Source organism: Streptococcus cristatus, from assembly GCF_008369405.1.
Classification (GTDB): domain Bacteria; phylum Bacillota; class Bacilli; order Lactobacillales; family Streptococcaceae; genus Streptococcus; species Streptococcus cristatus_G.
Map to the genome: position 1 here is coordinate 500,514 of NZ_VSJJ01000001.1, position 21,974 is coordinate 522,487.

Genomic DNA, 21,974 nt, shown 5'->3' on the forward strand with positions numbered 1-21,974 from the left:
TTGAGAGGCTAGGACTTTTGTCCCAGCCTCATATCTGTTCCATTTGAGGTAAAAAAATCGTGAAGCGCATCCACCTATTCTCAACTGCTTCAAAGCGATAAGTGAGATGGTGCTTTTCTAAAATCTGCTGCACGATGAAGAGCCCCAGTCCCGTACCACCATCCTTGCGATTGCGACTGTAGTCCGGTCGATAAAACGGCTGGAAAATCTGCTGAATCTGTGACTCATCCAGCACTCGCTCAGCTTCATTTTCTACAATTAATACCCCATCTTCTAAACGAACCAAGATTTCTCCGCCTTCTACTGTATAATGGAAGGCATTGTCAATCAGATTCTTAATAGCTTTCAGTAAATAGGTCTTATTTCCTCGGACTTTTGTTTCTGTAAGTTGGACATTAAATTGATAATGCTTGAGGTCAGCCAGAACCTTGTATGTACTGATATTTGCTTCAAGCAACTCTTTGAGAGAGAAGATTTCCCGCTCTGTCTCCATGGTCATTTCTAGTTTTGAAATAGCTAGGATGGACTGGACTAAGCCTGATTGCTCTTCCAATATTTCGCGGCACTTCTGCAGGTATTTGTCCCGATCTTTAAAATCGCCCACTCCATAAATCATCCCGTCAATCATTCCCATCATACTGGTGATGGGAGTCTTGAGTTCGTGGGAAGTCATTCGGAGAAATTCTGCCTTTTCGCGCTCGCTTTCTGCGACTTTTTCATTTTCCAAGCGCAGGGCTTCCATACTGGTTAAGAGGTTAGCATATAAGTGATTGATATCCTGAGCCAAATCAGCAATCTCGTCATGCCCTTTCACCTGACAGGAAACATCTGGAAGCAGACTGGTCATTTGCCGAGTGCTATAAGAGATATCCTTAATCCGCTGACTGGAGGTCCGACTATAGAGATAGGCGGCAAGCCCACCCAGACTCAGCGACAAGAATAATACAAAGGGATAGAGATTCAGTAAGATCCGACTGGCATCCGAAACGGGTTGCAGGGAATATTCCCCTCGCAGGACTACTTCTTTGCCATCTGATGTCCGAAAACTTTCTGACAGGGTCTTACTCTCATAATTGCTGTTGGCAATGGCTGGAACAATGGTCAGCTGGAGAGAGCTATCCCCATTCGTTTCGAGCGCTGGGTAAAGAATCGTATTGTCTTTAGCCAGCAAGGTGAACCAGATTTGATTGCTTTTTTTGCTATAATTGCTCAAAAGCTCACTGATTTCTTGGCTGGACTTTCCTTTGACCTGCTTGGCTACCTGAGCAAACTCACGCTGGGCTTCTCCTCCCTTGACCTGCTGGTAATAAACCGGCATGGCGAAATAGAGGGTGGATAAAACGATTGTCACAACGACAAAGATGATGAAAGTCGTTAAAAGGAAGTTCTTTTTGACAATCTTCACGTGTCTTCTCCTCCAAGCTGATAGCCCATACCCGTGATGGTTTTCAGAGGAATACCTGGAATCTTCTTACGAATGTTCTTGATATGATTATCCAGCACCCGGCTGTCCAGCTCGCTGTAACCCCAGATGGTATTCATGAGCTGATCGCGGGTCACTAAGTGATCCTTTCTCTTGGCTAGAGCCTGCAAGATTTCATACTCTTTCTTGGTCAGAGGCATCTTTTCTTCCTGCCAATAAACCGTACAATCATCGATAGAGACGGTCAATTCACCGACAGTAATCTCTGAAGCAACCGTATTTCGTCGTAGAATATTCTCAATCCGTTTGACTAAGATCAGCGGTGAAAAAGGCTTGGTCACATAATCACTAATGAGGTGATTAAAGCTGACTAGCTGGGTGTACTCGTCATCTAGTGCCGTCAGAATCATGACGGGAATCTGAGAAGTCTTGCGAATTTCCTTGAGGACATCCAGTCCACTCATGGTTGGCAACATCATGTCTAAAATAACTAAGTCAAAAGACTCTGCTTCAAATTGAAGCAAAGCCTCGCCTCCATCAAAGACTGGTGTAACTGCATAGTTACTTTCTTTTAAAAATTCACAAATGACTTGATTGATCGTAGTATCGTCTTCCACTACTAAAATCTTGTGCATATATGCTTGATTCTCCTTTATTTATTCAAATCGCAGGGCTTCAATTGGATCCAGCTTGGATGCTTTCACAGCCGGCAGGAGCCCAAATACTACTCCTATTATACAACAAAAGAGCAAACTTACAAAGACCGAAAATAGAGATAAAATATATGGATAGGCCAAAGACTGGGTAATAGCAAAACCAGAGGCGATACCTGCTACCACACCAATAATTCCTCCCATCAGAGTCAGGATGACCGCTTCGATCAGGAACTGCTTGAGAATGATCTTGCGCCGAGCTCCCAGAGCTTTTTTAATCCCGATTTCACGCGTCCGCTCTGTCACTGAGACCAGCATGATATTCATAACCCCAATACCTCCAACTAAGAGGGAGATGCTGGCAATACCCGCTAGCAAGACAAAGTTAGACTGGTTGAGGTTATCCAATTGACGTTCAAATTCTTGCAGATTTAGCACACCAAACATATAGTCTGACTGGGGCATCTGCTGATTGAGATAATCACTAACTTTCTTGGCTACCTTCTTCAAATCATCGGCTTTGTGGGTTTGAACAGTTACTTCTGGACTAACATTGATGGTATCAAAAATCCGGTGCCATTGTTGCAGAGGAATATAGGCCACCTTTTCCGAACCAGAAGTTAGGCCACTCTGCTCAGTCGACTCAAAGACGCCAATAACTTTAAAAGGATTGCCCATAACTTCTACATATTTACCGATACCATCTCCCTTAGGAAAGAGAGTATCATAAAGAGTCTTTTCTAGGTAGGTTACTTGCTCTTGATTTTTGAAGGCTTCAGAGTCAAAGCCCTCACCTTCCAACAGCCGTTGCTGCTTGATGTCAGCTACCGACTGAGAAACCGCCTGAACCTTGCCAGATGACTTTTGACTAAGATAATAAATCTTTTCGTCCGTACCATAAGTCATCAAAGCATTTTTAACGCCAGGAATTTCCTTGATTTTGGATAAGACATCCTCTCCCATGAAGGGAATGTAGGAAGGCTTCTGCGCTTGGGATTTTTCTGGAATAGAAGGGTCAATCGAACTCTTCTTGTCGTAAACAACCTTAATGGTATTATTGGTCCCACCGATCAACTGGCGCTTGGTATTTTCTGTATTTCCTTCAATGATAGAAAAGATAGCAATAATAGCGCCAATCCCGATGATAATCCCCAACATGGTCAGCATAGAGCGCATTTTGTGGGACAGGATGGAGTTTAGAGCTACAAAAATATCTTCCATATAGCCCCCTTCTATCCTAATGCCCGAGTCTCTATATTACCGTCCCGCAAGACAACTGTTTGCTTGCAAAGTTGAGCCACTTCCGGCTCGTGGGTAATGATGACAATGGTCTTGCCTTGTTCATTAAATTGCTTGAATAGCTCCATAATCTGAACACTGGTCTTAGTATCCAGCGCCCCAGTCGGCTCGTCTCCCAAGATAAAGCTGGGATTGGTCACAAGAGCACGCGCAATAGCTACCCGTTGCTTTTGACCACCAGACAGCTCCATAGGCTTGAAGTCACTTCTTTCTTCTAGGCCGACCAGTCGTAGCATTTCTAAGGCGCGCTCGCGTCGCTCTTTTTTAGGAACTTTCATGTAAGTCAGAGGCAGTTCAACATTTTGACAGGCTGTCAGCTTGGGCATGAGGTTGAAATTCTGGAAAACAAAGCCAATTTTCTGATTACGCAAATCAGATAGTTGGTTGTCGGACAGGTCAGAGACGTCAGTCCCTTCGATATGATAAGAACCTGCACTAGCCTTGTCCAAACAGCCGATAATGTTCATCAAAGTGGACTTACCTGATCCAGACGGCCCCATGATCGCTAGAAAATCCCCCTCTTTCACATGCAAATCAATTCCTTTCAAAATCGGAAATTCCTGACTGCCCTGTTGATAAGATTTGTGGATGTCCTTAAGCTTTAACATTCTGTCCTACCTCCATCCCGTCTTTCATGCCTTCTCTAGGCGTCGAAATGGTATCCTGCATAGTCAGACCTTCTGTAATCTCTACCAAACGGTCAGAAACTTTCTTGGTCTTAACTTCTTTCATTTTCACCTTTTTGCCCTCTACCTTCCAGACATAGGTCTTGCCATTTTTACTGAAAGTATAGGCTTTATTGACAACAACCTTGCTGGCTTCAGGAGCATTTTCTACGACATTGACATAAGAATGGGAGCCTACAAGTGGCATTTCACCACCCTGATCCAGCTCGACAGTATAAGGGAACTTGCCTTGGTTGGGGTTTTCCTGTTGTTTATTTCCACTATTACTATTTCCAGCATTTGCAGTTGTCAAGGTGCCGACCTGAGTGACGGTGCCACTCCAGCGCTTCTTAGGATCCTTGCGGTCTACGATATCTACTCTCTGACCCACGCTCAGCTTCTCACGGTCAAATTCGCTGACAGTCCCTTTTACCAAAGTCTTAGACTTGTCCATGATTTCGATAAAGGTTTCTTCTTCCTTTTTAGCTTTGGACTGGGTCGGTAAGTCTTCGTTCATAGAGGTAATAGTCCCCGCTGTATCAGCCGTCACGGTATCATATTTCATACGGTCTGATTCCGTCTGAGCGGTCACCTGAGCCTTTTCAGCCTCAATCTGAGCATTTGTTACTTCATTGTCAGCAGTCTTTGCGTCACTGAGCGCTTGAGCCAGTTCATCTTCAGCAGATTTTATCTGATCCAAGAGAGACTCATCCTTACTAGAATTGTATTTATTCCGAAGTGCATTAAGACTAGCCAGCTTACGGTTATAAGTTTCCCATTTGATTGATGCGCTGGTTTGAGCAGTCGTAATGCCGTTGGCCTTAGCTTGAGCATCATACTGAGCAGACTGGGCTGTCAATTCCTGAGAGGTCACATAGGAAAAGAGGGGCTGCCCTTGCGTAACAGTATCGCCATTTTTGACAAATACTTCTTTAACTTCACCTTTAGATGGGTCAATTTTGACCTTACTGCTATTGTTAGCAACTACTTCTCCAGATAAAACCAGGCTTGTTTTTTTACTGTTATTGACAGCATCCTGGACCGTCAGAGAATCAATCTTATTATCAACCATTTGCATGGCCTGTTTTTGATTAACCTGATTGAGAAGTACATAGCCTCCCAGCCCAGCACAAGCGAGAATGACCGTGCTGCCCAATATTATGGTTTTACGATTCATTTTTTTTCTTTCAAACATATTGCCTCCAACCTACAGGTTCTAACGTTTATTTATCAGTTGATTCAGATTCATCTGTTGGTAATTCTTCACCATCTGCTGGGATTTGAATTACATTTCCGTCTGGCATAGTGTACTCTGTCACTTCCTTGCCGTCTACTGTTTTCGTTTTTTGATCTACGGCATCTTTCTTGAAGTCCACTTGTTTGCCATCGATAACTTCTTGATTGTCAGCATTCTTAGAACCACATGCAGCTAAAAAGAAGCCAGACATTCCGATAAGAGTTACAAGCATTGCGAATTTTTTTGTGTTCATTTGATTTCTCCTTTGTTTTAGAAAACAGGAATTTTGAGCTTTCCTGATCGTATTTGTTTTTTTTGAACAATTCCATTCTATCAAAGTGGTCTATCCCCTTCCTACCCACCATCTGTTTTTTGTCTGTTTTTTGAAAATAATTCAGGCTTTTCCATTAAAATACAGGCTTTTCTTGCGTCAACAGCTTCTCAAGTCATTTTGTGGTATAATAGATTGACTTTAAAAGAATGAGGTGGAGACATGACTCAAACAGTTTATTTTGGAACATATACCCGACGAGATTCCAAAGGAATTTATAAGGCAGATTTTGATACTGAAAAGGGACAACTCTCAAACTTAGAATTAGTAGCCGAAGAGCCAAGCCCAACTTACCTAGCCTTTGACCAAGCTGGTCATCTATACACTGTCGGCGCAAAAGATAGGCAAGGTGGGATTGCTGCCTATGACCAAGAAGGGCAGCTGCTCAATCACGTGGTTGAGGAAGGTGCTCCGCTTTGCTATGTCGCTGTAGATGAGGAGAGAGGACTCGTTTACGGAGCCAACTACCACAAGGGGCAAGTGCTGGTCTACAAGCAGCAAGAAGATGGCAGCCTAAAACTAGCTGATTCGGACACCCATGTCGGTCAAGGGCCTCATGCCAATCAAGACTCTGCCCATGTCCACTACACTGACTTGACACCTGATCAATATCTGATTACCTGTGACCTCGGAACAGACCAAGTCACCACCTACGATGTGACAGAAGCTGGGCAATTAAACAAATTAGCTACTTACACATGTGCTGCTGGGGCTGGGGCACGCCACCTTGTCTTTCATAACCACTACAAAATCGCCTACCTTATCTGCGAATTAAACTCTACCATCGAAGTATTGATTTACGATGGCGTTGGTCAGTTTGAACACATGCAGACCGTCTCAACTCTCCCAGAAGGATTTAAAGATTTTAACGGAACTGCAGCCATCCGCCTTTCAGCAGACGGTAAATTCCTCTATGGCTCTAACCGTGGCCATGACTCAATAGCTGTTTATCAAATTCTAGCTGATGGAAGTTTACAGCTCCTTGAAATCACTCCAACAAAGGGCAAAAATCCACGCGATTTCAACATCACACCTGACCAAAACTACCTCATCGCTGTTCACCAAGACTCGGACAATGCAACTGTTTTCAAACGCGATCCTGAAACAGGCCGATTAACAGAAATTTCTCATGATTTCTATGTGCCAGAAGCAGTCTGCGTAACCTTCCTATGAGCAAATATCTTGCTTTAAACCTAGATATTTGATTAAATAGTATCAAAAGAAAATTATCAAAGGAGCATTCAAGATGAATCCAGTAGAATTGTTTAACCAAGTAAAAGAATTGATCGAAAAGAAAGATTTTGATGCAGCTAAGAAGTTTGTCGAAGACCACAAGGATGAGCTGGGAGAATACTTAGATAAGGCTAAAGATTTGGTCGCAAATTCAAAAGGACTCGATGGCGTCATCAACAAAGTTAAGTCTCTTTTCTAAAATCTTAATCAAAAATGAGAGTGGGACAGAAATCGGTAATTTGTTAGAATTCGATTTCGTCGTCCCACCTCCGCACAGTTGAGTAGGGCTGTAAAAGCTGATGAAATTAGCCTAGTAGAGCCCACTCAACCACTGCGTCTTGCTCGACAATCCAAAGACAATTGAGGAGGCTGGGACTTTTGTCCCAGCCTCATTTTGATTCATCGAGCTTTATTTAGTCTATTTCCGATTCATAAAATCATCTAATTCTTCCAATCGCTTCCTTGTCAAGGTCTGAGCAAGAAAATCATCCTTATCGACATCTTTGTCCTTATTAAAATCATGTAAGTCAACCTTTTCATAAACTATCTTATTTGTATAAGCAAGTTGACCATTTACATAGGTCATAATCGCTATATCGCTCTTACTAAAAAATGCTCCATAATAATCTTCCCGAACCACTACTGTCTGCCCTTTTTCCTCAAGATAGGCATAATGGGTCACTGGAACATAAACTCTAAAAATATAGCCAATAATAGGAGAAACTGCCAATAGCAACAAGCCTAAAGCAAGAGCAGGATAAAGAAGCCACCTATATCTTTTGACCAATAAATAGAAAGCGAGAAACAAAAAGGGAAAAGCAAACCATGGGCTGAACTGAGGATACCAGAATATACTGGTGATTGTAAGAAATAAAAGAACTGCCAAAAGCGCCAGAGAGCTTGATTCGCGTTTATAAGCCAAAAAGAGGCCTATAAATAAAACGGTAAAAGCTAGCCACTCTCTACTTAGGATATACAAAATGAAATAAAACATCCCAAAAGTCTCCCCTTATTTATTAAAAATCCCTTGAGTGAGCCTCAAGGGATTTACTTCATTCCATTAGAATGAATTATTTTTTCAAGTTGTAGAATGATTTCAATCCACGGTATTCAGCTACTTCACCAAGTTGGTCTTCGATACGAAGCAATTGGTTGTATTTAGCGATACGGTCTGTACGTGAAAGTGAACCAGTCTTGATTTGTCCTGCGTTAGTTGCAACTGCGATGTCAGCGATTGTTGAATCTTCAGTTTCACCTGAACGGTGTGATACAACGGCAGTGTAACCAGCTTCTTTCGCCATTTCAATAGCGTCGAATGTTTCAGTAAGAGTACCAATTTGGTTAACTTTGATAAGGATTGAGTTAGCAGCGCCTTCTGCGATACCTTTTTCAAGGTAAGAAGTGTTTGTTACGAAGAAGTCGTCACCAACCAATTGAACTTTACCACCAAGACGTTCAGTAAGAGCTTTCCAACCGTCCCAGTCGTTTTCATCCATACCATCTTCGATAGTGATGATTGGGTATTTGTTTACCAATTCTTCAAGGTAGTCGATTTGTTCTGCAGCAGTACGTACAGCAGCTCCTTCACCTTCGAATTTAGTGTAGTCGTATACTTTACGTTCTTTATCGTAGAATTCTGATGATGCACAGTCAAATCCGATAAATACGTCTTTACCTGGAACATAACCAGCAGCTTCGATAGCAGCAATGATAGTTTCTACGCCATCTTCAGTTCCTTCGAAACGAGGAGCAAATCCACCTTCGTCACCAACAGCAGTTTCCAAACCACGAGATTTAAGGATTTTCTTAAGAGCGTGGAAGATTTCAGCACCCCAACGAAGAGCTTCTTTGAATGATGGTGCACCAGCAGGTACGATCATGAATTCTTGGAAAGCGATTGGAGCGTCTGAGTGAGAACCACCATTGATGATGTTCATCATTGGAGTTGGAAGAACTTTAGTGTTGAATCCACCAAGGTAGCTGTAAAGTGGGATTTCAAGGTAGTCAGCAGCAGCACGAGCTACAGCGATAGACACACCAAGGATTGCGTTCGCACCCAATTTACCTTTGTTTGGAGTACCGTCCAAAGCGATCATTGCACGGTCGATAGCTTGTTGGTCACGAACATCGTAACCGATGATAGCTTCAGCGATAACGTTGTTCACGTTGTCAACTGCTTTTTGTGTACCAAGACCGCCGTAACGAGATTTGTCGCCATCACGAAGTTCAACTGCTTCGTGTTCACCAGTAGAAGCTCCTGAAGGAACCATACCACGTCCGAAAGCACCTGATTCAGTATAAACTTCTACTTCAAGTGTTGGGTTACCGCGTGAGTCGAGGACTTCGCGAGCGTAAACATCAGTAATAATTGACATTTTGACTCTCCTTATTGTTTAAAATTATTTACTAGTCTATGATACCTCAAAAGCGCTTTTTTTTCAAGGAAAAACAGTATCTTTGCGTGAAAAATCACAAATTTTAAGATGCAATCGGTTACATTCTGCCTCTTTCTTAACAGTTTGTAAATCAGAAATCCTTATTTATGATATACTAGAAATATGACAGATCTAAATAACATTATCATGGAAAAATCTCAAGGGAATGCTAAGCTCAATCCTGATGAACAGCGCAAATTTCTGGAAACTTTTGAAGAGCGGGTAATTGGCTACTGCTCTATTTCTGATGCAAATTCTACTCTCCTAAAGCAGCATTTTAAAGAAATAGTTGAGAAGATCACTAAAAGCTACTATCCTGTCACAGTCAAAATATCGCCTGAAGTCATATCCAGCCAGCAGGTTTTCTACCTAAAAACCGCCAAAGACTTAGGCTGCGAGGCCACCATCGTCTCTGCTTTTTGCCAATCCTCTCCTTTCGGTTTGGTTATCCATAGTGATCGTCCTGTGATTGCGGAAGAAAAGGACTTGAGCAAGCAATTTGCCGACGTCCTCCATCCAGCAGAGAGTAAACCATCTCCCCGCAAGAAAACTTCTCTTTGGAAAAAAATGTTTCATAAATGACGAATTTAGAGAAATTATTTGCCTTTTTCGAGGCGGAAAATCAGCGTGACTGGGACATTTATCAGACTTTTTTAGACGAGCATGTCGCCTGGGAGCTACATGGAGAATCCCCAGAAATTATTCAGGGAAAAGAAGGCTACCTCCACAGGATAAAGGAAGCTTATCAGAATAGTTCCACACAGTTTAGTTGCCAATACTATCACAGCAATTCTGAGCAAAGTCGGATTCTAACAATTTTGGTCAATGACTACGGAGACCTTTCCTGCGATCTATTTGAATTTGCAAACGGCTTAATCGTCAAAGAAATCGAATACTTACTGAAAAAAGCGGATTAACTTCCGCTTTTTTTGATTGCTAATAGGTTGCCAATATTGCGAGCAGTACGAACTAGATTTTCCCTCGCTCGACCTAAAGTTGCATCCAAATCCGCCACTTGCGAGATAATTGGAAAAGCTGCCTGAATATTTTCTGTAGGAAATGGAGGCAAATCATCTGCTAAGCTACCGCAAATAGCAAGAACAGGAATCTCTTTTGGCGTCCGCCTTGCTACTCCAACTGGCGCCTTTCCTGCCAAGGACTGCCTGTCCATACGGCCCTCACCGACAACAACTAAGTCCGCTTGCCCAACTCTGCGGTCAAAATCTAGCAAATCCAGACAGGTACCAATTCCAGAAGCGACTTTTCCATTGGCAAATGTGACCAGCCCTGCTGCCATACCACCTCCTGCGCCAGCACCAGCTTGGGTAAAAATCTGTGGATTGGCCAGTTCATAGAACTTCCTCATTTCCTGATCGACAGATGAAAGAAGCCATTCAGACAGGCCTTTCTGCCGTCCAAAGATATGAGTCGCTCCTTGCTGACCACATAAAGGATTGGAAACATCTGTCAAAATTTCGATTTCTATATCATCCAAGTAAGCTGGAACACGTCCCGCAGAAATTCGAGCAACTCTCCCTAGAGAAGAACCAACTGGTCGGAGCTGATGATTGTTTTCATCAAAAAATTCATAACCTAAACCGGCTGCCAGACCTATCCCACCATCATTCGTTGCCGAGCCTCCAACACCGACCAGAACCTTTTTGACACCATTTTCCGCTAAATGGAGAATCAGCTCTCCTAGACCTCTGGTTTCTAAGCCTAAAGGATTGCGTTTTCCCTCGGGAATTAAAGCAAGTCCCACCAAATCGGCCATCTCAAAAAGGGCTAGCTGGCCTTGTCTAGCATATTTCATTTCTACCGATTGGCCAAAAGGTCCAGTTACCCAGTGCCGAAACTCTCTTAGGTCCATAGCGGTAATCAGCGCAGCCATGGTTCCCTCTCCGCCATCTCCGATAGGCAGCAAGTCAAAAGTAGCCTCTGGTAAGGCCTGAGAAAATCCTTCTTTCAAGGCTTCTGCTACCTGAACAGCAGACAAACTTTCCTTAAAAGAATCTGGTGCTAACAAGATATGCATAGCGCCTCCTATTTTTTCTTAGCATCCAAAATATCAATCACTTGGTAGAGATCGTAAACATTGATTTGATAAGGTGCTTGCTCTCTTACAATTGGCTTGGCATTAAAAGCAATTCCGATGCCTGCTATTTGAATCATAGGCAAATCATTGGCGCCATCCCCCATGGCAATGGTTTGATTTAATTCCAAATTATTATCTTGAGCCCATTCTTTCAGCATCTGAACTTTAATATCTTTGGTAACAATATCTCCCAAAACTCGACCGGTCAGGAAACCATTTTTACTTTCCAAGCGATTAGCTTTTACATAGTCAATCCCTAGCTGCTCAGCCAGCCTATCCACCGTTTCATGGAAACCGCCTGAAACCAAGCCAACCTTGTAAGCACGCTCATGTAACTCATCAACTAATTTTTTAGCACCAGGCGTGAAATGAATCTTGTCAGCTATCCGAGAAAAGATAGTTTCTGGAAGCCCCGCCAAAAGTGAAACCCTTTCCCTCAAAGCGTCCTCGAAATCCAATTCTCCGCGCATGGCTCGCTCGGTAATATCAGCTACTTGTTGCCCAACTCCTGCTTCCTCGCCCAGTAAATCAATCCCCTCTTCCATAATAAGAGTGCTATCTACATCCATAACCAATAGACCTTTGACCTGACCCATCTATTCACCTCATATTTTCTGTGATTTGTTGTATTATACAGGATTTTTAAGTGCAAAACAAGCAAGATCGCAAAGAAAAAAGTTCCCGAAGGAACTTTCTTAGAAGCGAATATTTTCGCGTGTTTTTTCATATGAGTTGATGAAACGAGCTGAAACCCCAGGCTCAACAACATCCAAGGCTTTTGAAATAATTTCCAAAGATTTTGCGTAATCAAATTCAACTTCAAAAGCATGAAGGGATTCATTGAAGGCTGCCTGCACATTGTCATCAAATGAACGATAACGGTTAGAGTATTGTAGCAACTGCTCTGTTAAGGTAGAATTTCGAACGATTCGATATGTCTCTTCTTCCAATTCATTCATTGTATTTGCCAGAATCTCTAACCAGCGGTTAACAGATTCGATATTCACACGAGTTGCCTCCAACTCTCTAGCCAGCTCCTCAATATAGTCGCTTGCTCCAAAGAAAATTGTTAAGAAGGACTCTGGAATACCCGGTAAATTACGTTTTTCCATAAATCGCTTAATCGTATGCAATTTATTGGCATAAATCGTAACTTTCTGACGGGCATTGACATCGTCTTTTTCGATCTTTTCTAGCTGCTCACCAAGTTCAATCTGTTCATCTTCGATTTCTTTCAATCGGTCTTGAATAGCTTCCAACTCTTCTCTAACTAATGAGAAAGGTTTCTTCATTTCAGCTGTATCTTCAAGTGAAGAGTGAACCACTGCTTCTTGAGCAGATAATTCAGATTTCAAATCTTTAATATGATTTATTTCAGGCTCTGGCAGCAAGAAGGAATGTGATAAACGTTCCATTTCGTTTTGAAGCTGTTGGTTATTCTCTTTAGTGTGTTCTAAATAGTCAGGAATGTAGTTCACCAACTTCTCAACGACTTTATGAGCTTCAATTTCTCGAGTGAAGATGGCATAAAGAGCATCCATTTCCTCTTGGGCTTGCTCATTTTCATACAAGGCATTATCCAATTCCAAAGCCGCAAGATTTTCTTCATTTCGTTTCAAACTAGCATGAAGTTGTTGGAAACGTGCTTCCAAATCCGTTTCGATGAAATGATAATTGGTCTCCAATAACTTACGGTGACCTGACTCCAAGTCTTCTAATTGATCTGGCAGCTTCTTGGTCAAATCTTCCACAATTGCTGGAACTTTTTCGACAATCTGCGTCAAAGCTAGGATACGATCCTCGGTCTTATCCAAGATTTCCGCTGCTTCTACAGGATCCCCAGAAGAATTGAGGGTAACAAATTGAGAGAAATCAGACTCAATGTTTTCCATCTGCTTCTCAATTTCTGCAAGTGCTTGACCATAAGCATCAGGATTGCTAGCCACAGTATGTTGCAATTCTTCAAATAGATCCAAGGCGTGCAGAACCCGTCCGCTATTCTTAGACTCTTGTTTTTTAAGATCTTCCAAAGCCTGACGAATGGCATGAATGTCCTCACTGATTAAATCAATTTGACTTTCAATCTTTTCGATAGCATGCTTGGCCTTGAGGAAACGGAAAGAATTATTGTAGCCCTCTGCCTCAAAGAGATTGTTCTCGATATCAGCAAATGAATTTAAAGAGAGATCTACCCATTTTTGATTCCATTCGCGGAAAGTCACTTGACTTTGCCCAATCAAGTGTAAGTTTTTAACTTCTTCAACTTCATCATTCACGGGAAGATTGTAAAGTTCCTCTTTTTTCTCCTCCAAACTTCGAAGCTTCGCTTCATTTCGTTTTCTCATATAGATAGCAGTAAAATAGCCTAAAATTAATAGTGCCGCTACTACAATAATGAGAATAATCAGTCCATTAGACATATAAAACTCCTTCATTCTTTTACTAAAAAGCAAACATATTGATTATATCACAAATTTATTTGTAATGGTTGTTTTTTCTAACTTTTTAGACATCAAGTGTACTATATACTGCATTTTTTTCGATAAAGTCACGACGAGGCTCTACTCGATCCCCCATCAGCATATCAAAAATCTTGTCGGCTTCTGCAGCATCATCGACAGAAACTCGCGCCATTAAGCGATGTTCTGGATTCATGGTCGTTTCCCACAACTGATGGTCATCCATTTCTCCGAGACCTTTATAGCGTTGAATGGTTGGCTTGGAGCGACCTTCACTGTAACGAGCCAAAGCAGCCTGAAGCTCTTCTTCCTGATTAGCACCAGGCTGAATGTATTCTTTAATCTCACTTCCGACCTTGACACCATAGATGGGTGGTTGGGCGATATAGACATAGCCTGCTTCCAGAACCGGCTTCATATAGCGGTAAATCAAAGTCAAGAGCAGAGTTCGGATGTGGGCTCCGTCCACATCCGCATCGGTCATGATGACTAATTTATGATAGCGAGCTTTGCTGACATCAAAGTCCGCTCCAAAGCCCGTTCCCATAGCAGTAAAGAGACTGCGGATTTCTTCATTGGCCAATATCTTGTCCATGCTGGCTTTTTCAACGTTGAGAATCTTACCGCGAATCGGCAAAATAGCCTGAAATTCACGGTTACGCCCAGACTTAGCTGAACCACCCGCTGAGTCTCCCTCCACGATGAAGAGTTCTGTTTCCTGTGGGTTGTTGGACGAGCAATCAGCCAATTTCCCTGGGAGATTGGAAATTTCCAAGCCAGACTTCTTGCGGGTTACTTCCCGAGCTCGCTTGGCAGCAATTCTGGCCTTGGAAGCCAAAATTCCCTTTTCGACGATTTTCCGAGCCACTGCAGGATTTTCCAAAAGGAAATCGGAGAAGGCTTCGCTGAAGAGTCGATTGGTAATCTTGACCACTTCGCTATTGCCCAGCTTGGTCTTGGTCTGTCCTTCAAACTGAGGGTTAGGGTGCTTGACAGAGATGACCGCTGTCAGTCCCTCACGCACATCTTCCCCAGTCAGATTGTCCTCATTTTCTTTGAGAAGCTTGTTTTTCTTGGCATAATCATTGATAACCCGAGTTAGGGCTGTCCGGAAGCCTTGCTCATGCGTTCCACCCTCGTGGGTATGGATGTTATTAGCAAAGCTCATGACTGTTTCGTGGTAGCCAGTCGTATACTGCATAGCGACTTCAACCGTAATGTCGTCCATTTCGCCATCAGTATAAATTGGCGTTTCAAAGATTACATCCTTGTTTTCATTGATGTATTGGACATAGCTGGCAATCCCGCCCTCATAGTGGTAATCCTTGGCCTGCTCGATTCCATCTCGCTTATCAGTGATGGAAATTCTGAGACCACGATTGAGGAAGGCCAGTTCTTGCACCCGCTTATTGAGCTTTTCAAAGTCAAATTCTACTGTTTCAGTGAAAATCTCTGGATCTGGTGTAAAGTGGACTGTCGTACCTGTACGATCTGTCTCACCGATGACTTCCAGATCAGCGACTACATGACCGCGGCTGTATTCTTGGTAATGAATCTGACCGTTTTTATAAACGCGGACATCCAGCTGAGTGGACAGGGCATTTACAACGGAAGAGCCCACACCGTGCAGACCTCCTGAGACTTTGTACCCGCCACCGCCGAATTTTCCTCCAGCATGGAGCACGGTAAAGACGGTTTCCACAGCCGGGCGACCTGTTTTCTCCTGAATGTCAACGGGAATGCCTCGACCATCGTCAACAACTGTAATCGAATTATCTTTTTCAATAAAGACTTGAATGTGAGTGGCAAAGCCAGCCAAGGCTTCATCAATCGAATTGTCAACAATTTCCCATACTAAGTGGTGCAGACCTTCCTTGGAGGTCGAACCGATATACATACCAGGGCGCATCCGAACGGCTTCTAAGCCCTCCAAGACCTGAATCTGACTGGCGTCATATTCTTGCGCTTGTATGTCTTGTTGCTTTTCTTCTGTCATGTTATTCCTTTTCTAGTTCAATATCTACAAATTCTTCAAGATTTCTCATATTATCAAAGAGATAGCAGCTAAATCCTGCCGCCTGACCAGCTTCGATATCAATCGGTCGATCTCCGATAACCAGACCAGACTCAATCTGGTATTTATCTTTTAAATACAGCATAGACTCAGGGTCTGGCTTGCGTTTAAAACCATTAGTAGCTGTCACTACTTCTGTAAAATAGACACTGATCTGCGTCTTCTGCAAAATCTCTAACACCTGATCATCTCGGTGAGAAATCAAAAAATTTCTACCACCCTGCTGGATAATTTGTGCTAATAATTCTGAAGCTCCCTCAAACAAGATCGGATGTTCTAATTCCTTGGCCTCATTCGCCTTATAAGACTTTAAAAATTCCTTATTTCCAGGGGCAAACTGGCGGACTGCATAATCTGTTGAGACCTTGAGAGCCTTGTACACTTCATCATGACTCGCAGTCAGACCAAAGTCCTGCAAGGTATGGACAAAAGCTGCGGTTGAAGTCTCATAATTATCCAAGAGAGTCCCACCCAAATCCCAGAAGTAATCTTGATAATTCATACCCTTTATTATATCATATTTTTTGAAAAAAAGGGCTTTTATTTATGATGAAATAGCATATTTTCATAGATTTTTCATCTAACTTAGACAGAAAAAATTCACCCGAAAATCGAGTGAATCTTTTAGTTATCAAAAACATCTTTAAAAAGCATAGAACTTGCCAATTGATCCGCATCTCCGCCTAACTGGTGAACCAACTCATAGGCAAAAGGCAGGGCTGTGGATGGGCCACGGCTGGTGATTAACTTTCCATCTATGACAACGGTCTGCTTCTGATAGCTACCATTCTCAATGTTTGCTTCCACTCCATCGTAGCAAGTAAAGTTCTTGGCATTTAGCAGACCTGCGCGGTCAAGAGCAATCGGAGCGGCACAAATCGCTGCGACAAATTTACCTTCTGCTTGAAATTCCTGTAGAACTTCCATCAAGCGGTCATCATCTCGCAGATTTGTTGATCCTGGCATACCGCCTGGAAGAACAACCATATCATAGGCAGATAGATTCCCATTCCAGACTTGATCGGCTTTGACAATAATCTGATGAGAACCTGTCACAGCCTCCTCAAAACCAATCATATCACAGATAAAGCCTGCGCGACGCAAGACATCGACAACGGTGAGGGCTTCAATTTCTTCAAAGCCATTGGCTAACATGAGAGCTACTTTTTTCATGTAAAAAACCTTTCTAGGATACAAGGTATCCACTTCTTATTTTATTTTTCTAAGTACAATTTTTTTACGAATAGGCGGAGTCTCCGCATGCTTCTCCTCTTCTAGGCTATTTTGATAAGATACAGACAGTAGGAGACCGATTCCGATGAGATTGCTGACGATAGAGGAGCCCCCTTGGGAAATGAAGGGGAGCGGAATCCCTGTCAAAGGCAAAATCCCTGTCACAGCACCAATATTTTCAAAAATATGAAAAAGCAGCATCATAATGAGACCGGTCGAGATATAGGTGTAGAACTGATTGTTGGACTTAATAGTAATCTGAAGCATACGATGAATCAAGAACAGATAAATAACAATCACCAAACTCGAACCAAGAAAACCAAAATCCTCTGCAATTACGGTGAAAATCATATCACTTTCACGGACAGGTACTAGAAGATTTGAGACATTAAATCCTTGACCTAGCAAACCACCACTTCCAATAGCAATCTGTCCCTGTGCCTGCTGATAGGTTACTGTCTGAGCATATTCAAAAGGATGGAGCCAGGCTGAGATTCGATTGATCTGGTACGTCGGCATCCCTAAACCATGTAGAAAAGCACGGCCACCATTTGAAATAAAGATCAACATAAAGACAGTGAAAAGAAGGGATACTGTTAAGAAAACCGGTAGAATAATCTTCCACGAAACACCAGATAAGAGGACAATGCCGCAGTAAATTGCAGCAAATACTAGGGCTGTTCCCAAATCACTCTGCAAGGCCAAAAGCAACAAAACAGGCAAGGTATATAAGGCTAATTTTACAATCAAAAAGAGATCTAAAGCAATGGTTCGCTCATAGTTCTTATTTTGCTGCAGAAATTTTACTACGACTCGCGACAGCATTAAAATATAAGAGATTTTCATAAATTCAGATGGCTGAAAGAGGGTAACCCCACGGATAGATACCCAGTTTTTGGCCCCTGTAGAAGCCACTAAGCTCTCACTATAAAATACAAGCGGAAGAACCATAAGTCCTAAGCCTATAATATACAGAAAAGGTGTCATCTTCCAAAGAAACTTAGTGTTAAAAAACATAACTATAAAGCTAATCAGAAAGCCTAATAAAATCCAAACTACTTGCTGACCAACAATCTGCAAGACATTATTTGGATAATCATGACTAACCGCTATATAAATAGCCGTAACTCCGATTGATAGTAAGAGCAAGACAGGTAAAAGCAAGCTGTAATCAATCCGCGACTCAAATGTTCTTCGCTGTGAAGGCATAATTTTCCTTTCTTACAAAAAATATTGGATAATCAAGCTAGAAACTGCGACGCAGAACCAAGCAAAAGCTCCGGTTAATAAAGGCCACGCTCCAGCTTCCCTAAACTGTTTGAAAGAGACCTTGGCTCCAATCCCAGCTAAGGCCATAGCCATCAGCCATTGGGACAACAGTTTTGTATAAGGGACTAGATTTGATGGAAAAATTCCCAAGCTGCTCACTACAGAAGCCAGGACAAACCACAAAATAAACCAGGGAAAAATCTTCTTTAGGTCCACTTTTTGCGCTGACCGCTTATCTCGGACATATCGATAAGCTGCAAAGATGAGACAAGCGGGTACAATCATCAAGGCTCGGCTTAGTTTGACAATGGTTGCCAAATCGCCCGCCGCTTGACTGTAAGTATAACCTGCTGCGACGACTGACGAAGTATCATTGATGGCAGTCCCTGCCCAAGTCCCAAAATAGGCATCAGACATTTGCAGGAGATGGCCCAGAAAAGGAAAGATAAACACAGCTAAAATATTGAAAAAGAAAATCGTTGAAATAGACAAAGCGATGTCCTCTTCTTCTGCTTCTAAAATGGGCGAAGCTACTGCAATAGCTGAACCACCACAGATTGCCGTTCCAAAGCCAATCAAAATGGTTAAAATTCGTCTCATCTTGAAGAATTTCCCAGCTGCATAAGCTGCAAGAAAAGCGATCAAAATAGTCAAAATACTAATCTTCAAAGAAGACAAACCCGTTGCAGAGACTTTCCCGATTGACATAGAAAAGCCTAAAAAAATAATAGAATATTGAAGCAGTTTCTTTCCTGAATAGGTCAAGCCCAGCTGAAAGGAGTCTGGCAGTTTCCATAAATTGCTCAGCAAAATTCCTAAGACAATGGCAAACACACTAGATCCAATCAGCGGAAACCAATTCCCTAAACAAATGGAGATAGCTGCTATCGCAAACGATAGAGCAATTCCTGATAGATTCTTTTTCACGTCATAACCTTCTTCCTATTCTTTTCATTATAGCAGATTTTTGGCATCAGTAGCCGAGAAAATTTGCAATCATTTAGAAAAACAGCCAGATAAAATTGACTGTTTTCAAGCAGTTTTAGTCGAAAAATTTTTTTAATTCTTGTAAAATATCCAGCTGCGAAAGCATTTCTAAAGATGCCAGCTGATTTAGATTTTGCTGAATTTGCCGTCCGTAACGCTTGGTTGAAATACGCTTGTCCAGAAGAATAACCGCCGACTTCTGGTGTTCATTGCGACGGGTTCGTCCCATGGCCTGCTTCAATCGTAAAATAGCTGACGGCAACTGATAATCGTAAAAAGGATTTTTGCCTTCTACCTTCAGATGATGATTGATTTTTTGCACAAAGAAATCTTTGGGATTATCAAAAGGAATCCGCGTGATGAGCTGAATGATTTGGTCTTGCTGAGCAAAATCCGCTCCTTCCCAGAAACTGCCTGCTCCTAGCAAGATGGGCGCCTCTCCCTTATCAAAACGACGCTTGATATTGGCTGGCTCGCCGTTCTTATACTGGGCCAAATGCGGCAAGGTCAGCTGGTCTGAAGTGGCCAGCAATAAATCCTTGGAAGTAAAGAGAACCACCATCGGCAGATTCAGTGGAGCTAAGCTCTCCAAACTTGCGACAATCCTCTCAGCATATTCCTGCGTTGATAAGCCCACCACGTCTGGAAAATCCAAATCTAAGAAAAGTTTCTGCAGGCGCTTTTTTTGCTGAGGAAGTTTGTAAAAGTGATAATACTCAAAACCTAGTAACTGGGGTAAATTCACCTTGGAACTAATCTCCAAAGTAGAAGAAACCAAGATAGCCTTGACGGTATCAGACAGGAAATCCTTAAATCTCATGAGTTCTGGACGCCCGGTATGAAGCCTTGTCACCCTATGGTCTGCAAATTGTTCTTCAGTTAGCCAGTAGTATTGGTATTTAGTTGAAAACAATTCCCTGAGCTCTGGCAGCAAGCTCTCATCCAGCTCAGACACATCCTGACGCAGCTTGGCTATCTTCTGTGAATCCAATTCACTGGTCTTACCCCGCTGCTTTTCAGCAGCATCTGCCAATTCAAATTGGATGCTTTGCAGGATGCGTTCTTGTAAAATCCGTTTTTCTGTCTGTAGAGCCTGACTGATAGTTTGCAATTGCTTGGTCAAATTGATACTGGCCTGCGAGAAACTTTCCAAGGCAAAAAACATTTTTTGAGCCTCGTCCACCACCAGCATCCGATTGTCCAGCAAAGACTGGTCATCTTCTAGGCGCGTCAAAAGATAAGCATGATTGGTAATCACGACACGACTGCTAGCTGCCTTGACCTGCCCCAGTCGCCAAAAATCCTTTTCATAAAAGAGCGAATGCTTGCTTAATTTCCCATCATGGCGTATCTGGCTAAAGTAAGACTCGAAACGATAAGCTTGACCGATTTCATTTAAATCACCCGTCTCCGTCTCTGTCAGCCAAATCAAAAGCTGCATTTTGCAACGATTAACAAGTCGATTATCATCCAAGACCGATAGACTTTGATAAAAATGATCTAGTTTCAGATAATTTTCGGGACTTTTGAGATTATGAAAGGAGATATGAAAAACTTCCTCTAAGAGTCGGCCTTCCTTTTGCATCAGCTGGTCCTGTAAAATCTTCGTCGGAACGGTCACCAAGACTCTCTCCTGACCATGAGCCAAAATAGGTAATAGATAGCCAAAAGTCTTGCCAAGCCCCGTCTGGGCCTCCAAAAAGCCAGCCGCAGTCTGATTAAGAGCATCAGTCACATACTGGGCAAATGTCAGCTGGTCGGGGCGCTCATCTAGCCCAAGCAGATAAAGGTTGGTCAGAAAGTCCTGCGAAAGTTTCTTTTCAGGCGGCAGGATTTTCGGCTTTTTCAAAAAGATACCATGTGTCTCCTGAAAAAACTGAGCAGAATAGTCTGGCATCGACTGAAAAATCTCTTCGATCGCTAGCCGTGACTCATAGATGAGACTATCGGCAAATTCCAGCACTTTCTCTAGCAAAGCTTTTGGCAGTCCTGCCATCTTTTCCTGGATTTTTAGAAATAGCTGAGCCGTCGCCTGAGCATCTGCCAAAGCTGTATGAGCATTCTTCAGAGGAATCTCCAAAAGCTCGCACAGATTCCCCAAAGCATATTTATCAAAAGTCGGATAAAAAACCTGAGCTAGTTCCACCGTATCTACTCTTGGAGTCAGCAGGTCAAAGCCTTCCCAAAAGAGAGCTTCCGCCAATAGATTGGCATCAAACTTGACATTATGGGCGACAAAAATCGCATCCTCAATCAGCTCGTAAACTTCACGGGCAACCTGTGAGAAGTCCGGAGCTTGGCGCAAGCGTTGATCATCCAATCCTGTCAGCTGTTTAATATGCTCATCCAGATCCTCATGCGGATTCACATCTGTTTCATACGTTTGGCAAATCACCCCGTTTTCAATGATGACAATGCCGATTTGAATAATTTTTGCATTGCTGCTCGCACTTGTAGCCTCCAAGTCGATAACAGCATATTTATAGTTCGATTGTGCCATACTGCTATGATTATATCACAAATGCCAGCCTGAGACATCTGAAAATAAGCTAAGCTACAAAATTAATTTTGTGCAAAATTT

Annotated in this window: 21 protein-coding genes; 4 read left to right on the forward strand and 17 right to left on the reverse strand. The window is 42.5% G+C overall.

Going from position 1 to position 21,974, the window contains the following annotated elements:
• Nucleotides 1-28 precede the first annotated feature (28 nt).
• From FXF62_RS02725 to FXF62_RS02750, 6 genes are read right to left on the reverse strand one after another with little or no spacing between them, the layout of a single operon-like run.
• Nucleotides 29-1,405 (reverse strand): sensor histidine kinase, encoded by a 1,377-nt coding sequence (locus FXF62_RS02725; RefSeq protein WP_149517530.1) that lies wholly within the window; start codon nt 1,403-1,405, stop codon nt 29-31.
• A complete protein-coding gene (locus tag FXF62_RS02730) occupies nt 1,402-2,058 on the reverse strand; it encodes a response regulator transcription factor (RefSeq protein ID WP_015604682.1) in 657 nt (218 codons plus the stop codon). The genes FXF62_RS02725 and FXF62_RS02730 overlap by 4 nt, the downstream gene beginning before the upstream one ends.
• Before the next feature lie 21 nt (nt 2,059-2,079).
• Complete coding sequence (locus FXF62_RS02735; RefSeq protein ID WP_015604681.1) at nt 2,080-3,297, reverse strand: ABC transporter permease; 1,218 nt, start codon at nt 3,295-3,297, stop codon at nt 2,080-2,082.
• An 11-nt stretch (nt 3,298-3,308) separates the two neighbouring features.
• Nucleotides 3,309-3,983 carry an ABC transporter ATP-binding protein gene (locus FXF62_RS02740; protein WP_149517531.1) on the reverse strand — a complete coding sequence of 225 codons (675 nt, stop codon included), beginning with the start codon at nt 3,981-3,983 and terminating at the stop codon, nt 3,309-3,311.
• Entirely contained in the window at nt 3,970-5,235 is a 1,266-nt protein-coding gene (locus FXF62_RS02745; protein ID WP_149517532.1) for an efflux RND transporter periplasmic adaptor subunit, read from the reverse strand. The genes FXF62_RS02740 and FXF62_RS02745 overlap by 14 nt, the downstream gene beginning before the upstream one ends.
• Nucleotides 5,236-5,263: 28 nt before the next feature.
• Entirely contained in the window at nt 5,264-5,530 is a 267-nt protein-coding gene (locus FXF62_RS02750) for a hypothetical protein (RefSeq protein ID WP_015604678.1), read from the reverse strand.
• 240 nt (nt 5,531-5,770) lie between these two features.
• Between FXF62_RS02750 and FXF62_RS02755 the strand changes: the two genes are divergently transcribed.
• On the forward strand, nt 5,771-6,781 hold the full coding sequence (locus FXF62_RS02755; protein ID WP_149517533.1) for a lactonase family protein: 1,011 nt from the start codon (nt 5,771-5,773) through the stop codon (nt 6,779-6,781).
• Between the two features lie 73 nt (nt 6,782-6,854).
• Complete coding sequence (locus tag FXF62_RS02760; RefSeq protein ID WP_149517534.1) at nt 6,855-7,040, forward strand: hypothetical protein; 186 nt, start codon at nt 6,855-6,857, stop codon at nt 7,038-7,040.
• A 219-nt stretch (nt 7,041-7,259) separates the two neighbouring features.
• Here the strand turns inward: FXF62_RS02760 and FXF62_RS02770 are convergent, their stop codons facing one another.
• On the reverse strand, nt 7,260-7,835 hold the full coding sequence (locus FXF62_RS02770) for a hypothetical protein (RefSeq protein ID WP_149517535.1): 576 nt from the start codon (nt 7,833-7,835) through the stop codon (nt 7,260-7,262).
• A 76-nt stretch (nt 7,836-7,911) separates the two neighbouring features.
• Nucleotides 7,912-9,216: a surface-displayed alpha-enolase gene (gene eno / locus FXF62_RS02775; protein ID WP_015604660.1), complete on the reverse strand. Its 1,305-nt coding sequence runs from the start codon at nt 9,214-9,216 to the stop codon at nt 7,912-7,914.
• Between the two features lie 183 nt (nt 9,217-9,399).
• Between eno and FXF62_RS02780 the strand changes: the two genes are divergently transcribed.
• Nucleotides 9,400-9,858 carry a DUF1694 domain-containing protein gene (locus FXF62_RS02780; RefSeq protein WP_149517536.1) on the forward strand — a complete coding sequence of 153 codons (459 nt, stop codon included), beginning with the start codon at nt 9,400-9,402 and terminating at the stop codon, nt 9,856-9,858.
• Complete coding sequence (locus FXF62_RS02785; protein ID WP_149517537.1) at nt 9,855-10,193, forward strand: nuclear transport factor 2-like protein; 339 nt, start codon at nt 9,855-9,857, stop codon at nt 10,191-10,193. The genes FXF62_RS02780 and FXF62_RS02785 overlap by 4 nt, the downstream gene beginning before the upstream one ends.
• On the opposite strand, the gene FXF62_RS02790 is transcribed toward FXF62_RS02785, so the two are convergent.
• The 9 genes from FXF62_RS02790 to FXF62_RS02830 form a co-directional block, all read right to left on the reverse strand.
• Nucleotides 10,190-11,311, reverse strand: coding sequence for a glycerate kinase (locus tag FXF62_RS02790; RefSeq protein ID WP_149517538.1), 1,122 nt, complete (start codon nt 11,309-11,311; stop codon nt 10,190-10,192). The genes FXF62_RS02785 and FXF62_RS02790 overlap by 4 nt on opposite strands.
• A gap of 8 nt (nt 11,312-11,319) precedes the next feature.
• The gene (serB, locus tag FXF62_RS02795) at nt 11,320-11,967 is read right to left on the reverse strand and encodes a phosphoserine phosphatase SerB (RefSeq protein ID WP_149517539.1); all 648 of its coding nucleotides are present in this window, start codon (nt 11,965-11,967) and stop codon (nt 11,320-11,322) included.
• Between the two features lie 99 nt (nt 11,968-12,066).
• Nucleotides 12,067-13,791, reverse strand: a complete 1,725-nt coding sequence (ezrA, locus tag FXF62_RS02800) for a septation ring formation regulator EzrA (protein WP_149517540.1) — start codon at nt 13,789-13,791, stop codon at nt 12,067-12,069.
• Between the two features lie 85 nt (nt 13,792-13,876).
• Nucleotides 13,877-15,826 carry a DNA topoisomerase (ATP-hydrolyzing) subunit B gene (gyrB, locus tag FXF62_RS02805; RefSeq protein ID WP_149517541.1) on the reverse strand — a complete coding sequence of 650 codons (1,950 nt, stop codon included), beginning with the start codon at nt 15,824-15,826 and terminating at the stop codon, nt 13,877-13,879.
• 1 nt (nt 15,827) lies between these two features.
• Nucleotides 15,828-16,406, reverse strand: a complete 579-nt coding sequence (locus FXF62_RS02810) for an HAD-IA family hydrolase (RefSeq protein WP_187984213.1) — start codon at nt 16,404-16,406, stop codon at nt 15,828-15,830.
• A gap of 122 nt (nt 16,407-16,528) precedes the next feature.
• Nucleotides 16,529-17,077: a DJ-1 family glyoxalase III gene (locus FXF62_RS02815; RefSeq protein WP_149517543.1), complete on the reverse strand. Its 549-nt coding sequence runs from the start codon at nt 17,075-17,077 to the stop codon at nt 16,529-16,531.
• 36 nt (nt 17,078-17,113) lie between these two features.
• The gene (locus FXF62_RS02820; RefSeq protein ID WP_149517544.1) at nt 17,114-18,346 is read right to left on the reverse strand and encodes an FtsW/RodA/SpoVE family cell cycle protein; all 1,233 of its coding nucleotides are present in this window, start codon (nt 18,344-18,346) and stop codon (nt 17,114-17,116) included.
• 12 nt (nt 18,347-18,358) lie between these two features.
• On the reverse strand, nt 18,359-19,333 hold the full coding sequence (locus tag FXF62_RS02825; protein ID WP_149517545.1) for a YeiH family protein: 975 nt from the start codon (nt 19,331-19,333) through the stop codon (nt 18,359-18,361).
• Between the two features lie 115 nt (nt 19,334-19,448).
• Nucleotides 19,449-21,893 carry a bifunctional DnaQ family exonuclease/ATP-dependent helicase gene (locus tag FXF62_RS02830; RefSeq protein ID WP_149517546.1) on the reverse strand — a complete coding sequence of 815 codons (2,445 nt, stop codon included), beginning with the start codon at nt 21,891-21,893 and terminating at the stop codon, nt 19,449-19,451.
• Nucleotides 21,894-21,974: the final 81 nt, after the last annotated feature.